The organism is Cellulomonas sp. P22, from assembly GCF_044392165.1.
In genome coordinates this window covers 12,413-25,940 of record NZ_JBISBW010000015.1, presented here as the reverse complement: position 1 = coordinate 25,940, position 13,528 = coordinate 12,413, and the positions used below count along the sequence as shown (strand labels likewise).

The following is a 13,528-nucleotide window of genomic DNA, read 5'->3' as shown; positions in this document are numbered from 1 at the left end:
GCTCGGTAGCATCCAGCCCATGCCTGCCGCCGCCGCCCTCGTCCCGTCGCGCGCGTGAGGGGCGGCACCGGCCGGCCGGCGCTGACCTACACCGCGACCCGCCGCGCCTGCTACACCGGGTTCGTCACCCAGGCGGTGGTCAACAACCTCGCGCCGCTGCTGTTCATCGTCTTCCAGACGTCCTACGACGTGCCGGTGGAGATGCTCGGACGGCTCGTGCTGCTGAACTTCGGCGTCCAGCTCCTCACCGACCTGGCCGCGGTGCGGTTCGCCGACCGGACCGGCTACCGCATCCCGCTGGTGCTCGCCCACGCGCTCGCCGTCCTCGGTCTCGTGCTGCTCGCGGTCGCGCCGGCCGTCGCCCCCACGCCGTACGTCGGCCTGTGCGTCGCCGTGATCGTGTACGCCATCGGCGGGGGACTCCTCGAGGTGATGGTCAGCCCCGTGGTCGAGTCGCTGCCCAGCCCGCAGGAGGGCAAGGCCGCGGCGATGAGCCTGCTGCACTCGTTCTACTGCTGGGGTCAGGTGGCCGTCGTCGGCGGCACGACCGCCGTGCTCGCGATGACCGGCTTCGGGTCGTGGCAGGTGCTGCCGCTGCTCTGGGCCGTGGTGCCCGCCGTGAATCTCGTCGTCTTCCTCCGGGTGCCGCTGCCACCCACCGTGCCCGACGAGCACCGGCTGTCGCTGCGCTCGCTGTTCGGCGCGCCCGCGTTCGTGTGCGCGCTGGTGCTGATGATGACCGCCGGCGCGGCCGAGCTGACCATGTCGCAGTGGTCCTCGTTCTTCGCCGAGACGTCGCTGGGGGTCGCGAAGACCTGGGGCGACCTCGCTGGACCGGGGCTGTTCGCCGCGCTGATGGGCGTCGGGCGGATCGTCTACGGGCTGTGGGGCGCGCGCATCCCGCTCGCGCCGACGATGATCGGCGCCGGGTCGCTCTCCGTGGTCTGCTACCTCGTGGCGACCCTGTCGCCGAGCCCCGTCGTCAGCCTCGCCGCGTGCGCGCTGTGCGGGCTCGCCGTCAGCATCATGTGGCCCGGCACCTTCAGCCTCGCCGCCGCCCGGTTCCCGCTCGGCGGTGCCGCGATGTTCGCGGTGCTGGCCGTCATGGGCGACCTCGGCGGCGCCGTCGGCCCCTGGCTCACCGGCGCCGTCGCCGACCTGACCGCGGCGTCGACCGGGCTCCTCGGCTCGCTCGCCGCCGCGCTTCCCGACGACGGCGGCACCGGCCTGCGCGTCGGGCTGCTGGGTGCGGCCGTCTTCCCGCTCGTGCTCGTGGTGTGCGCCACCGTGTGGACCGCGTTGGGACGGCGCGCAGCGGAGTCGGCAGGGGTGCTGGCGGCAGCCGAGGCGGGCATCGAGGTCACGATTCCCGAGCGCTGACCGCTGAGCGCTGGGGCCGAGTGCCGCTGGCGCCCGCAGGCTCTCGGGCCCTCAGGCCCTCAGGCGGTTCACGCCGTCAGGGTGCCTGGTCCGGCTCAGGGCGCCTGGTCGGGCTCGGCGCTGCCCGTCGTTCGACGCGGGATCCACCCGCGCACCGTGGTCCACAGGCGCGTCGCCACCGAACGCATCCGCCCGAGGAGCGTCGCTGCCCACGTGAACTCGGCGGCGAGGACCGCCAGCCCGGCGAAGATGGCGAGCCACCCTGGCCCAGGGAGCACCAGCATCGCGATGCCGGCCAGGACGAGTGCCGACCCGACCACGGCGACGGCGACCCACCGGATGGGCTTGGGCAGCGCGCTGAGCGCGGTCCTGATCCGGGCGGGCAGGCCGTTCTCCGGCTCGTGGTGGGTGGAGTTCACCCCCTGATCGTGCCAGGCCGACCCGGCGACGCCCAGCGACGTCGCCGAATCCCCGCAACTCACCACCAGGACCACCACGACCGCGAACGGCCTGTCGGCGCCGTGCCCGACGTCGCGGACGTGCGAGCGGCCACCACCACGACGAGCGGCCACAGCGCCTGCGCGCACAGGGCGGCGCGTTCGGCGAGCCCGGTCGTGGCCCCGTCATCGGGCGTGACGTGCTGCAGCTCGAGCGTGAACCAGGCCAGCATCCCCATCAGTCCCGCCGTCGCAGCGAGCCCAGCGCGTGGAGCCAGCGTCCCGACCCCGTCGGCGCCCCACGCAGCCAGCGGCCAGGTCGCCATCGACATGAGCGCGACGGTCGCCGCAGCCCAGTGCGCCCGCGGTGCGCGGTCCGCCGGCGCCAGCGCGACCCCCACGGTCGCCAGGCCGCCGACCCCGAGCAGCACGCGCCCCATCCGCGGAGCCGCCCGCAGCCCCGCCGCGGTCACCACGTGCGCGATCCCCGTCACCGCGAACCCGAAGGCCCCGACCGCGGGCGCCACCGCCGCGCTCGTCGCCAACCAGCTGATCGTCTCCCGCACCGGGTCGTACTCGTCCTGCATCGCCGCAGAGATCGTCCAGCTCCCGATCATCGCAACCGGAGCCAGCGCGGCCGACACCACCGCCCACCGCGGAACACCTGAGTCGTCGTTCGACCCCATCAACCGACTGTAAGTCGGCTCGCGGCATACCGAACGTCGAGCGGGATCAGGGCTGCCGTCGGCCCCGTGCCCTCAGGCGCCGGTCCACGCACCGATTCCGCCGACGACCTCGCACACCTGGCTGGAGAACTCGCCGGTGAGCAGGGGCATGGCTTCGGCGATCGCTGCGCGGACCTCGGGCAGCTGGAGGGAGTCGTCGTGGTGCGTGGCGGACTCCCAGACCTCGGTGACCCAGATCGTCTGGTCGTCGGTGGTGGCCGTGGCGACGATGTAGGCGTGGCAGCCGATGTCGCGCAGGGCGGGTGCGCCGCGGGTGAGGATCGCGACGACCTCGTCGCGGTGTCCGGGGCGGGTCTTCATGGACCCGATGTAGCCGTACGACATGGCTGGTCCTGCTTCCGAAGCGTGAGCGGCGGCGGTGCCTCGAGGTCGGGCACCACCTGGTCGTCCGAACGTAGCGAGCGGTGCCGACATCAGCGCCCGGGGCAGGGGAGCGCGGCGGTGATCAGGCGCGGGCGTCCGGGGGCTGTGGGGCCTGATCAGTCGTGGGCTGCGACGGCCGCGGTGCGAGGAGGCGGAGCATGCCCTCGCGGACCAGCGCGTCGGGCAGCGGGGCGATGCCGCCGAGGGCCAGCAGGGCGCTGCCCTGCTCGAACGCGGCGAGCAGCAGGCCGAGGTCGGTCGTGGGCAGCGGGTCGTCGGCGGGGGCGGGGCTGTTCGCGACGGCGGCGTCGGTGTACATCGCGAGCATGCGATGCATACGGGCCTCGAGCTCGGGGGCGAGTGCAGGGTCACGGCCGGCGATGGCGATGAACTCGAGGCTGGCGCGGGCGAAGCCACGGGCGGTGTCGATCTCGGCCTGGGTGGCTGTCCGCGCGGGGGCGGTGTCGGCGCCCGGCTCGCCGGTGGGCGCGGCGGCGGCATCGCAGAGGTTCCACGGGTCGACGCCGTCGCGGGCGAGCTCGGTGTCGGCGTCGTTCAGGTCGGCGTCGACGACCGCGAGGAACAGCGCCCCCTTGCCGTCGAAGTTGGAGTAGACGGCGCCCTTGGAGTACCCGGCCTCGTGGGCGATGGCCTCGAGCCGGGCCCCGTGGTAGCCGTCACGGGCGAACACCGTGCGGGCTGCGGCGAGCAGGGCCATCCGGGTCTGCTGCTGCCGTTCTCCGCGTGTCGGGGGTGCCTGCGGTGGGACGGTGGAGTGGTCGCGGGCGGCGCGCGGGGCGGTGGGTCCCGAGGTCGTCATGCCCCCGATCGTACGTCGGGCTACCGGCGGTACCGAGATACCGCTAGTATCCGAATACTCGAGGTATTCCGGATGAGGAGAGTGCTGCTGTGGGTGCGGACGTGCTGGCTGTCGACGGGATCACGAAGCGCTACGGCGCCGTGGTCGCCAACGACGGCGTGACCCTACGGGTGCGGGCCGGGGAGGTCGTCGGCCTGCTGGGCCACAACGGCGCCGGCAAGACGACGCTCGTCTCGCAGGTCGTCGGCCTGCTGCGGCCCGACGCGGGGACCATCCACGTGGCCGAGGTCGACGCGGTCACCGACCCGGCCGGCGCGCGCCGCCGCGTCGCGCTCCAGGCCCAGGCGCAGGCCCCGATCAACGGCCTCACCCCCCGCACGGCCATCGAGCTCGCGGGGCGGATCCGCGGCCTGAGCACCCGGCAGGCGCGCGCGGCGGCCGCGGAGCTCGCGGCCGAGCTCGACATCGAGCCGTGGCTCGACCAGAAGGCCCTGCCCGACGGGGGAGGCCTCTCGGGTGGCGTCCGGCGCCTCACCTCGTTCGCGATGACGGTGGTCGCCCCGACCCCGCTCGTGGTGCTCGACGAGCCCACGAACGACATCGACGCCTCGCGGCGCCGTCGGCTGTGGGACGCGGTGCGGCGCATCGGCGACCAGGGCGCGGGTGTGCTGCTCGTGACCCACAACGTGGTCGAGGCCGAGCGGGTGGTCGACGAGCTCGTGGTGCTCGACCGCGGCAAGGTCGTCGCGGCCGGCACCCCGGCGTCCCTGCGGGGCAGCCAGGACACCGACCTGCGTCTCGAGCTGCAGCTCCAGCCGGGCGGCCCCGACCCGTCCGACCCGCTCGACGCCGTCCCCGTGCCCGTCACGCGCCGCGTCCGCACCGGCCGCCGCGTGCTCCTGACCGTGCCCGCGTCGCAGGCCGCCGCGGTCGTCGCCTGGGCCACGGGCCTGCGCGAGCAGGGTCACCTCGACGGCTACGCGCTCGCCCCCGCGACGCTCGAGGACGCCTACCTCGCCGTCACCACGTCCGAAGCCTCCGACGAGGCAGCCACCGAGGAGCCGTCCCGTGCCTGAGACCATCACCACCGACCGCCCCGTGGCGCACCCGACCGCGCCCGAGCCCGGAGGTGCGGGGCTGTGGAGCAGCTACCGCACGCTGCTGCGCTGGCAGTTCGCGCAGATCGGCGGCGAGCTGCCGCTCTACGTGGTGGTGCAGGCGCTGATCGCCGCCGGGGTCGTGGTCGGCTTCGGGTTCCTGATCCCCGACATCACGCCCGACGCTGCGATGTTCCTCTCGACCGGCACCCCCACCGTGCTGCTCCTGATCGTGGGTCTGACGATCGTTCCCCAGGCGGTCACCCAGGCCCGCACCAGCGGCACGTTCACCTACATGCGTTCGCTGCCTCTGGCACGCCCGCTCCTGCTGCTGGCCGACCTGACCGTGTGGCTGCTCGTCGCGCTGCCGAGCGTGGTGGTCGCCGTGCTCGTGGCCGAGCTGCGCTACGACCTGGCGCTCGCGTTCGACTGGCCGCTGCTGATCGCCGCGTCGGTGCTGGTCACTGTCACCGCGACAGCCGTGGGCTACGCCATCGCTGTGACCTTCTCGCCGATGGTCGCCCAGATGCTCAGCCAGATCCTCGTGTTCTTCGTGATGCTCTTCTCGCCCATCACGTTCGCTGCGAGCCAGCTCCCCGAGTGGTTCCAGTCGCTGCACGACGTGCTGCCGATGCGCCCGGCTGCCGACCTGCTGCGCGCTGGTCTGGCCTCGGGCACCTACGACGCGAGCATGCGTGACCTGGTGGTCCTCGTGGTCTGGTGCGCGGTCGGTGTGGCGTTCAGCGTCAGGGCCCTCGTGCGACGGACCTGAGCCGCGGGCCGGCGAGTCGGTGCGCAGCGAGTCCGTGCGCAGCGCGTCGGTGCGCAGCGACACGGAGCGCGCCGACCCCGCCGATACCTGGTCGACCTCGTGGGCGTGCTGGCCGCGCGCGCGGTTCAGGAGAAGACTCGCGGGTGACGGCGTCCGGCCGGGGGAGCGGGCGCCGACACGTGAGTCGAGGGGACCCGAGATGACTGCCATGGACGCCGCACGGACGTCGGCCCGCAGGCGAGCGCCGGGGCTCCGGTCGGCCGCGCTGGTCGGGGTCGCGGTGCTCTGCCTCAGTGCGTGCGCGACGGCGACGACCGCAGGTGGTGACGGGTCGCCGACCGATGCTGCGGCGTCCGGCTCGGCGAGCCACGTCGACGACGCGTCGCCGCCCGCACCGATCCCCTCACCGACCACGATCGCCGAGTCGTATGCCCGCAACGACGCCGCCGACGTGGCCCCGGCGGCACGTGACGCGAGCCCCGGGCGCCTGCTGGTGACGACGTGGGGCAGCTCGTCGTGCCCCGACCTGCCCGTGAGCGCGGAGTGGGACGCCGACCGCACGGTGCTGACCGTCCGTGCCGCGTTCGAGAACGGTCAGGCCGAGACGCCGTGCACGCGCGACTACGTGCCGACCACGAGCGTCGTCGCTGTGGACGACCTGCCCGCGACCGAGTTCACCGTGCGGATCAACGGCACCGACACGCTGGTCCCTGCCGCGCAGTGACCATCCCCGCCGGTGCGCGTGCGCGTGCTGGCGCCGGGCTGCGTGCCTCTGGCCTGCACGCACGCAGGCGCGAGATGCGCCCCCGTTCAAGCGCGAGGGCCGAGCCTTCCGGAGACGCAAGGCAGATCGTGCGCCGCGGGGTCGAACCCGGCGTCGCGCGGCGGGAGAGGCACCCGTTCGGGGTGTAGACCGCTGCCGCCGCGTGAACTACGTTCGCCGGAATCGCCCAAGCAAGGAGTGGTCATGAACAGGCTCGAAGGACGCCGCGCACTCGTCACCGGCGCAGCGACGGGCATCGGACGGGCCACCGCCTACGCCCTCGCGCAGGCGGGCGCCGATGTGGCGTTCACGTACCTGACGCACGAGCCCGAGACGGTCATCGCCGACATCGAGAGCCTCGGCCGCAAGGTCGTCGCGTACGAGCTCGACGCGCGCCAGAGCTGGGACGTCGACCGGGTCGTCGTGCAGGCCGCCGCGGAGCTCGGTGGCGGGATCGACATCCTGGTCAACAACGCCGGAGGCCTGGGCGGGCGGCAGTCCGTGACCGGGATGGACGACCAGCACTGGCACCACGTTCTCGACCTCAACGTCTCGAGCGCGTTCTACGCGACCCGTGCAGTGCTGCCCGTCATGCCCGACGGGGGCCGCATCATCACCATCAGCTCCCTCGCCGGCCAGAACGGTGGGGGCACCGGAGCCGTTGCGTACGCGACGGCCAAGGCTGCGCTCGACGGGTTCACCCGGGCGCTCGCCCGAGAGCTCGGACCACGGTCGATCACCGTGAACTCGGTCGCGCCCGGGTTCATCGGCGGCACCCCGTTCCACGCGCTGCACACCCCCGAGCCCGCCCAGCAGGCCGCGGTCGCCGGCACCCCGCTCAAGCGCGCCGGCACCCCCGAGGACGTCGCCGCGGCCGTCGTCTACCTCGCGTCGGCCGGCGCGGGCTACGTGACCGGCACCGTGCTCGACGTCAACGGCGGCGCGTACTTCCACTGAGCCGGCCGTCTCCACTGACCCGGCCGTGTCCCCGCGCGCGAAAGGGCTCGCTAGCGCACGTGCCGAGGCGGCGGTCGCTCAGCTCGGGACGGCTCGGCGTGCACCGTCAGGGAGGGTCGTCGGGGTGAGCGACGGTCTCACCGGCAGGCGCTGTGTCGCGGTGGGTGCAGTTCGGCGTCGCCGGTGGCGGTGGGGTCGCTCCAGGGCGGACCCGGTACTGGTGTCCGGTCGGGCTGGTCCACTCGAAGGTGCCGGGCGTCGGCTGCGAGAGCCGGAACCCGCCGTCGGTCTTGATCTGGTGGTGCCGTCGACACAGTGGACCGAGGTTGTGGGCCGAGGTGGTTCCCTGGTTGCCGTCGGGCGCCGTGCGGTGGAACTCGACGGTGTGGTCGAGGTCGCACGACTCTGCTCGTGCCGAGCAGCCCGGAGCGGCGCAGTACCGGTCGCGGGCGACGACCAGCTCGGCGAGGTCGGCGGGAGGTCGGTACCGGGTGCGGCCGACGTCGAGGACCGTCCCGGACAGCGGATCGGTCACCAACCGTCGCCACACGCCGCCGGCGGCGAGGGCGCGCGCCTGGACCGCAGTGATCGCGCCGTACCCGTCGAGCTCGGCCGGCTGGTCGTCCAGGCCCATGAGGGTCGAGGCGCTGACCGTGACCCGGATCTGTGCCGCCGGGCCGCGCGGACGGGGCAGGGCATCCAGCGCCCGGGACGACGGAGTGCCGCTGCCGCTGCCGCTGCCGCTGCTGGTGCCAGTGCGAGTGCCGGTGGTGCCGGTGGTGCCGGTGGCCGGGGTCGCGAGCCGAGCGGTCGACGCGGCGCAGGTCGTGGTGCCCGGACTCGCGTGCCGGCTCGGCGGCGCGGTGGCCAGGTCGACGAGGAGGTCGGCGCGGAGCTGGTCGAGGGTGCGCGGATCGCCGGTCGCGCGCGCCGATCGGGCCGAGGTGTCCAGCGTCATGTCGATGCGGGCGGCATCCTCGGCAGGCAGGACGGCCCACAGGCCCGCCATCCCGTCGGGCAGCAGACGTGGTCGGTCGACGTGCCGGGTGGTCGTGGCTCGGTCGTGGCGCAGGGCCGCATCGGCGGGGTCGACCTCGATCAGGGCGCGGGTGAGGGTGCGCCCGAGCTGCGTGGGTGTGCACGCGTGCGCGTCGCCGAGGATCGCGTCCTGGACCGCCAGCGCGACCTCCATCGACGCACCCTCGAGACGGTCCGCGATCATGCGGGCCTTCACCGCGTCGATCTCGCCGCGGGCCAGCGCCTCACCGGTCCAGGTCAGCGGCCCCGCGAAGGCCAGCCCGTCCCGGACCAGCAGCCGCGCGGCGCGGCGTGAGCACGCCAGCCGCATGGCGAGCTCGTCGGCGGCGACGCACGAGTGGCGCGCGTCGGTGGCGCTGACGGGCCACCTCGGGTTCATCGAGTCGCGGCCGGCGAGCTCGGCGGCAGCGGCTGCGGCCTGGGCTGCGGCCCACGAGGCGACCCGTTGCCACGCGGCGACCACCTCGACGAGCGCGAAGTCGGTGGCACGGGCGACCTCGAGGGCGTCGAGCCGGGCCGCGAGCCGCACCCCGGGCCGCTGAGTCGCGAGGGGCGGTTCGAGGTGCTGGTCGAGCACCGGGTCGGGCACCGCGTCGGGAATATCGAACATGTGTTCGATTCTACCGATGCATCCCCTTCGTGGGGAGATGTCGCGCGATCTGTGGACAACCTCGAGCGCATGCCTCGCGGTCGACACACCCGCTGCCGACACCCGCAGCCGACAACCAGCACGACGGCCGGCCACCCCAAGGGTGACCGGCCGTCGTCGCACCGCAGGCTCCCGCTCGCGCGGCAGCCGGTCCGACGTCACTCCACGTCGTCGTCCACCCAGTCGAAGGTCCGGGTCACGGCCTTCTTCCACAGCCGGTACTGCCGTTCGCGCTCGCCGGTCTCCATGGACGGCTCCCAGCGCTTGTCCTCGGCCCAGTTGTCGATCACGTCCTGCTCGCCCGACCAGAACCCCACCGCGATGCCTGCGGCGTAGGCGGCCCCGAGCGCTGTCGTCTCGGCGACCTGGGGGCGGATGACCGGGACGTCGAGCACGTCGGCCTGGAACTGCATGAGCATGTCGTTGCGCACCATGCCGCCGTCGACCTTGAGCTCGGTCAGGGTCACGCCCGAGTCCGCGTTCATGGCGTCGACGACCTCGCGGGTCTGGAACGCCGTGGCCTCGAGCGCGGCGCGCGCGATGTGCCCCTTGTTGACGTACCGGGTCAGGCCCACGAGCGCGCCGCGGGCCTCCGCACGCCAGTAGGGCGCGAACAGCCCCGAGAACGCGGGCACGAAGTACGCGCCGCCGCTGTCGGGCACGCTCGCCGCCAGCTTCTCGATGTCGGGCGCGGCCTTGATGATGCCCAGGTTGTCGCGCAGCCACTGCACGAGCGAGCCGGTGACGGCGATCGACCCCTCGAGCGCGTACACCGGGTCCTTGTCGCCGATCTTGTAGGCGACGGTCGTGAGCAGCCCGTTCTCGGACGGGACCAGCTCGTTCCCGGTGTTGAGCAGCAGGAAGTTGCCCGTCCCGTAGGTGTTCTTCGCCGACCCGACCTCGAAGCAGGCCTGCCCGAACGTCGCGGCCTGCTGGTCGCCCAGGATGCCCGAGATCGGCACGCCGGGGACGAAGCCCCCCTTGCGTCCGGTGCCGTAGACCTCGGACGACGAGCGGATCTCCGGCAGCATCGACAGGGGGATCCCCATCTCGGCCGCGATCTCCTCGTTCCACGTCAGCGTGTCGAGGTTCATCAGCATGGTGCGCGACGCGTTGGTCACGTCGGTCACGTGCACCCCGCCGTTCGGGCCGCCCGTCATGTTCCACAGCACCCACGAGTCGGTGTTGCCGAACGCGAGGAAGCCCTGCTCGGCCTTCTCCCGAGCCCCTTCGACGTTGTCCAGGATCCATCGGATCTTGGGTCCCGAGAAGTAGGTGGCGAGCGGCAGACCCACGCGCGACTTGTACCGGTCGGCGCCGCCGCCCAGCGCAGCGAGCTGGTCGGCGATCTTCTGGGTGCGCGTGTCCTGCCAGACGATCGCGTGGTAGACGGGCTTGCCGGTGCGGCGGTCCCACACCACGGTGGTCTCGCGCTGGTTGGTGATGCCGACCGCCACGAGGTCGTGGTGCGTGATGTTCGCCCGTGTCAGCGCGATGCCGACGACCTCGCGGGTGTTCCGCCAGATCTCCTCGGCGTCGTGCTCGACCCACCCGGCGCGCGGGAAGATCTGCTCGTGCTCGATCTGGCCGGTCTCCACGATCGTGCCGCCGTGGTCGAAGACGATCGCGCGGGTGCTGGTGGTGCCCTGGTCGATCGCCAGAACGTACTGCTCGCTGTCAGGCATGGTGTTCCTCTCCATCGAGGGATCGCTGTGCGGGAGGCGCGGGAGGTTGCGGGTCAGACGAACCAGGAGGCGGCGAGCCCGCCGATGAGGCCGCCGACGGCCGGGCCGAGCACCGGGACCCACGCGTACGACCAGTCGCTCGAGCCCTTGCCCCTGATGGGCAGGAGCGCGTGGGCGATGCGGGGGCCCAGGTCACGCGCCGGGTTGATGGCGTACCCCGTGGGGCCACCGAGGCTGGCGCCGATGCCGACGACCAGCAACGAGACCGGCAGCGCCCCGAGCTTGGCGGGGTCGTTGGCGAACATCAGGACGACGAACACCAGGACGAAGGTGGCGATGACCTCGGTGACGAAGTTCCATCCGTAAGAGCGGATCGCCGGGCCGGTGGCGAAGACGGCCAGCTTGGAGGCCGGGTCCAGGTCCTCGTCGAAATGCTTCTTGTAGGCCAGGTAGCTGACCAGGGCACCGAGCGCGGCGCCGAACATCTGCCCGGTGACGTAGACGACGCCGTGCCAGGCCGTCACCTCGATGCCCGGCGCGAAGTCCTCCGAGCCGTTCGCCCAGATGCCGAGAGTCACTGCGGGGTTGATGTGAGCGCCCGACCGGAAGGCTGCGTACACGCCGGCGAGCACCGCGAAGCCCCACCCGAAGTTGATGAGCAGCCAGCCGCCGTTGAAGCCTTTCGACTTCGGCAGCAGGACGTTGGCGACCACGCCGGTGCCGAGCAGCGTCAGCAGCCCTGTCCCGAATGCCTCCGACGCGAAGATCTCCCAATTGCTGTACACGTCCATGTGCGACCTCTTTCCTGAGCGACGTCGGTGTCGTCCGGGGGAAGTGCGGTATCCCCGGAGGCCTGGTGCGGAGCGGGCGCCGTCGGCCCCGCGAGGTCAGACCGCCGAGGCGGTCTGCGATGGGGCCGACGGCGCCGGTCCCGACGTGCGGGTCAGGTGCCCGCGGGTCCGGGTGAGGCAGGGCTGTCCGCCTCGGCGCCCGGCTTGCGCCCGGGCGTCGCCCGCGGCGGCTCGTCCTCCTCGAGACCGCCCACGGGCACGAGCGGGACGAGGTCCGGCGCGTTGAGGCGCACCCGCTCGGCGGTCGCGTCGTCGGGCTCGAGAGCGGCGGCCTCCTCGGCGGCGGCGCGCTCGCGGTACGCGGCGATCTCCGCGGCCCGCTGCTCGACGCCCCAGCCCAGCACCGGCGCGACCAGATCGGCGATCTCCTCGAGCGCACCGACACCCTTGTCGACCTGCTCGTAGTTGAGACGCGTGCGGTGCATGAGCACGTCGTCGAGGTGCAACGCGCCCTCGTGGCTCGCGGCGTACACGGCCTCGACCCGCAGGTACGCGGGGGCGTGCGCGAGCGGCTTGGCGAGCGACGGATCGGCGTCCACCAGGTCGAGCAGCTCGGAGAGGAGCGACCCGTAGCGGTGCAGCAGGTGGTCCATGCGGAACCGGTCCCAGCCGTACCGCTTCGCGATCGAGCGGGCCTGCCGCTGGAGCGCCTCGAGCCCTTCGGCGCCCACCAGGGGGATCCGCGCCGTGATCGAGGGCAGCGTCGTGGCGCGCGACCCGATCGCGAAGTCGACGGCGTCCTTGGCCATGACGCGGTACGTCGTGAGCTTGCCGCCCGCGATGACGGTCAGGCCCGGGGTGGGGCTCGCGACCGTGTGCTCGCGCGAGACCTTGGCCGACGACGTGCCCTCCTTGGTGCCGGGCTGCAGCAGCGGGCGCAGGCCGGCCCACGTCCCGATCACGTCCTCGCGGGAGATGGGGCGCGACAGCACCGTGTTCGCGTGCGCGATGAGGTAGTCGATGTCCGCCGAGTTCGCGACCGGGTGCACGAGCTCCTGCTCCCACGGGGTGTCGGTGGTGCCGATCACCCAGTAGCGCGACCACGGGATGATGAACAGGACGCTCTTCTCGGTCTGCAGGATCAGCCCCGAGGTGCCCGCGATGCGGCTGCGCGGCACGACGATGTGGATGCCCTTGCTCGCGAGCACCCGCAGCCCGCCGTCGGTGCCCGCGAGGGTCTCGGTCTGCTCGGTCCACACGCCCGTCGCGTTGATCACGTGCCGGGCCCGCACGTCGATGTGCTCACCGGTCTCGAGGTCGACGATCTCGGCGCCCGTGATCGCACCGCCCGTGGTCGTCTGCATCTGCACGAGCTCGGTGCGTGAGGTCGCGTGCGCCCCGTAGGACACAGCGGTGCGGATGAGCGTCGAGACGAGCCGTGCGTCGTCGACCGTCGCGTCCCAGTACTGCACAGCGCCGATCGCCGCGTCGTGCCGCAGGTCCGGGAACTGCCGCTCCATGCCCTTGCGTGTCAGGTGCCGGTGGATGGGCATCGCGCGCTTGGAGCCCGAGACCGTCGCGAGCGTGTCGTACAGCGCGACGCCCGCCCCGACGTACGCCCGCTCGACCACGCGGTTCTCGAGCGGGTAGAGGAACGACACCGGCTTGACCAGGTGCGGCGCGATGCGGCTCATGAGCAGGTCACGCTCGGTCAGGGCTTCGCGGACCAGGTGGAAGTCGAGCATCTGCAGGTAGCGCAGGCCGCCGTGCACGAGCTTGCTCGACCGGCTCGACGTGCCGCTCGCCCAGTCCTGCGCCTCGATGACAGCCGTCGACAGGCCGCGCGTCACGGCGTCGAGCGCGATCCCGGCGCCCGTGACCCCGCCGCCGATCACGAGGATGTCGAGCTCGCGGCCGGGCTCGGTGCTCCTGCGCATCGCCTCGAGGGCGTCGCCCCGCAGGCGTGCCGTCAGTGCCGCTGTCCTCATGGTTCGCTCCCCGTCGGTCCTCGCCTGCTGGTGCCATGACGG

The 13,528-nt window shown here is 72.9% G+C and carries 13 protein-coding genes; 5 read left to right on the top strand and 8 right to left on the bottom strand.

Annotated elements, in window-relative coordinates; genetic code table 11:
• Positions 1-54: 54 nt before the first annotated feature.
• Positions 55-1,380, top strand: coding sequence for an MFS transporter (locus tag ACGIF2_RS15325; RefSeq protein ID WP_396047937.1), 1,326 nt, complete (start codon positions 55-57; stop codon positions 1,378-1,380).
• A 95-nt stretch (positions 1,381-1,475) separates the two neighbouring features.
• Here ACGIF2_RS15325 and ACGIF2_RS15320 read toward each other — a convergent pair whose 3' ends face one another.
• The 4 genes from ACGIF2_RS15320 to ACGIF2_RS15305 all read right to left on the bottom strand — a co-directional run bounded on the left by ACGIF2_RS15320 (position 1,476) and on the right by ACGIF2_RS15305 (position 3,746).
• Complete coding sequence (locus tag ACGIF2_RS15320) at positions 1,476-1,799, bottom strand: PGPGW domain-containing protein (protein ID WP_396047935.1); 324 nt, start codon at positions 1,797-1,799, stop codon at positions 1,476-1,478.
• 59 nt (positions 1,800-1,858) lie between these two features.
• Positions 1,859-2,503: a DUF998 domain-containing protein gene (locus ACGIF2_RS15315; protein ID WP_396047933.1), complete on the bottom strand. Its 645-nt coding sequence runs from the start codon at positions 2,501-2,503 to the stop codon at positions 1,859-1,861.
• Positions 2,504-2,575: 72 nt separating this feature from the next.
• Entirely contained in the window at positions 2,576-2,887 is a 312-nt protein-coding gene (locus ACGIF2_RS15310) for a putative quinol monooxygenase (protein WP_396047931.1), read from the bottom strand.
• 121 nt (positions 2,888-3,008) lie between these two features.
• Positions 3,009-3,746 carry a TetR/AcrR family transcriptional regulator gene (locus tag ACGIF2_RS15305; protein WP_396047929.1) on the bottom strand — a complete coding sequence of 246 codons (738 nt, stop codon included), beginning with the start codon at positions 3,744-3,746 and terminating at the stop codon, positions 3,009-3,011.
• Positions 3,747-3,835: 89 nt separating this feature from the next.
• On the opposite strand from ACGIF2_RS15305, the gene ACGIF2_RS15300 reads away from it, so the two are divergent.
• The 4 genes from ACGIF2_RS15300 (at position 3,836) to ACGIF2_RS15285 (ending at position 7,335) form a co-directional block, all read left to right on the top strand.
• Positions 3,836-4,822, top strand: a complete 987-nt coding sequence (locus ACGIF2_RS15300; protein WP_396047927.1) for an ABC transporter ATP-binding protein — start codon at positions 3,836-3,838, stop codon at positions 4,820-4,822.
• Positions 4,815-5,615, top strand: a complete 801-nt coding sequence (locus ACGIF2_RS15295) for an ABC transporter permease (protein WP_396047925.1) — start codon at positions 4,815-4,817, stop codon at positions 5,613-5,615. The genes ACGIF2_RS15300 and ACGIF2_RS15295 overlap by 8 nt, the downstream gene beginning before the upstream one ends.
• 199 nt (positions 5,616-5,814) lie before the next feature.
• Positions 5,815-6,339 carry a hypothetical protein gene (locus tag ACGIF2_RS15290; RefSeq protein ID WP_396047923.1) on the top strand — a complete coding sequence of 175 codons (525 nt, stop codon included), beginning with the start codon at positions 5,815-5,817 and terminating at the stop codon, positions 6,337-6,339.
• Positions 6,340-6,582: 243 nt separating this feature from the next.
• Complete coding sequence (locus ACGIF2_RS15285; protein WP_396047921.1) at positions 6,583-7,335, top strand: SDR family NAD(P)-dependent oxidoreductase; 753 nt, start codon at positions 6,583-6,585, stop codon at positions 7,333-7,335.
• 106 nt (positions 7,336-7,441) lie between these two features.
• On the opposite strand, the gene ACGIF2_RS15280 is transcribed toward ACGIF2_RS15285, so the two are convergent.
• From ACGIF2_RS15280 to ACGIF2_RS15265, 4 genes are all read right to left on the bottom strand, one after another.
• On the bottom strand, positions 7,442-8,983 hold the full coding sequence (locus tag ACGIF2_RS15280; protein ID WP_396047919.1) for a DUF222 domain-containing protein: 1,542 nt from the start codon (positions 8,981-8,983) through the stop codon (positions 7,442-7,444).
• Positions 8,984-9,180: 197 nt separating this feature from the next.
• Positions 9,181-10,707, bottom strand: coding sequence for a glycerol kinase GlpK (gene glpK / locus ACGIF2_RS15275; RefSeq protein ID WP_396047917.1), 1,527 nt, complete (start codon positions 10,705-10,707; stop codon positions 9,181-9,183).
• A 53-nt stretch (positions 10,708-10,760) separates the two neighbouring features.
• The gene (locus ACGIF2_RS15270) at positions 10,761-11,498 is read right to left on the bottom strand and encodes an MIP/aquaporin family protein (protein WP_396047915.1); all 738 of its coding nucleotides are present in this window, start codon (positions 11,496-11,498) and stop codon (positions 10,761-10,763) included.
• 152 nt (positions 11,499-11,650) lie between these two features.
• Entirely contained in the window at positions 11,651-13,486 is a 1,836-nt protein-coding gene (locus ACGIF2_RS15265) for a glycerol-3-phosphate dehydrogenase/oxidase (protein ID WP_396047912.1), read from the bottom strand.
• Positions 13,487-13,528: the final 42 nt, after the last annotated feature.

What these genes read in the sequence shown, in the direction of transcription:
- ACGIF2_RS15270 (WP_396047915.1), bottom strand. Translation starts at nt 11,498, where the DNA reads ATGGACGTGTACAGCAATTGGGAGATCTTCGCGTCGGAGGCATTCGGG.
- ACGIF2_RS15265 (WP_396047912.1), bottom strand. Translation starts at nt 13,486, where the DNA reads ATGAGGACAGCGGCACTGACGGCACGCCTGCGGGGCGACGCCCTCGAG.
- ACGIF2_RS15310 (WP_396047931.1), bottom strand. Translation starts at nt 2,887, where the DNA reads ATGTCGTACGGCTACATCGGGTCCATGAAGACCCGCCCCGGACACCGC.
- ACGIF2_RS15290 (WP_396047923.1), top strand. Translation starts at nt 5,815, where the DNA reads ATGACTGCCATGGACGCCGCACGGACGTCGGCCCGCAGGCGAGCGCCG.
- ACGIF2_RS15315 (WP_396047933.1), bottom strand. Translation starts at nt 2,503, where the DNA reads ATGGGGTCGAACGACGACTCAGGTGTTCCGCGGTGGGCGGTGGTGTCG.
- glpK (WP_396047917.1), bottom strand. Translation starts at nt 10,707, where the DNA reads ATGCCTGACAGCGAGCAGTACGTTCTGGCGATCGACCAGGGCACCACC.
- ACGIF2_RS15305 (WP_396047929.1), bottom strand. Translation starts at nt 3,746, where the DNA reads ATGACGACCTCGGGACCCACCGCCCCGCGCGCCGCCCGCGACCACTCC.
- ACGIF2_RS15280 (WP_396047919.1), bottom strand. Translation starts at nt 8,983, where the DNA reads ATGTTCGATATTCCCGACGCGGTGCCCGACCCGGTGCTCGACCAGCAC.
- ACGIF2_RS15285 (WP_396047921.1), top strand. Translation starts at nt 6,583, where the DNA reads ATGAACAGGCTCGAAGGACGCCGCGCACTCGTCACCGGCGCAGCGACG.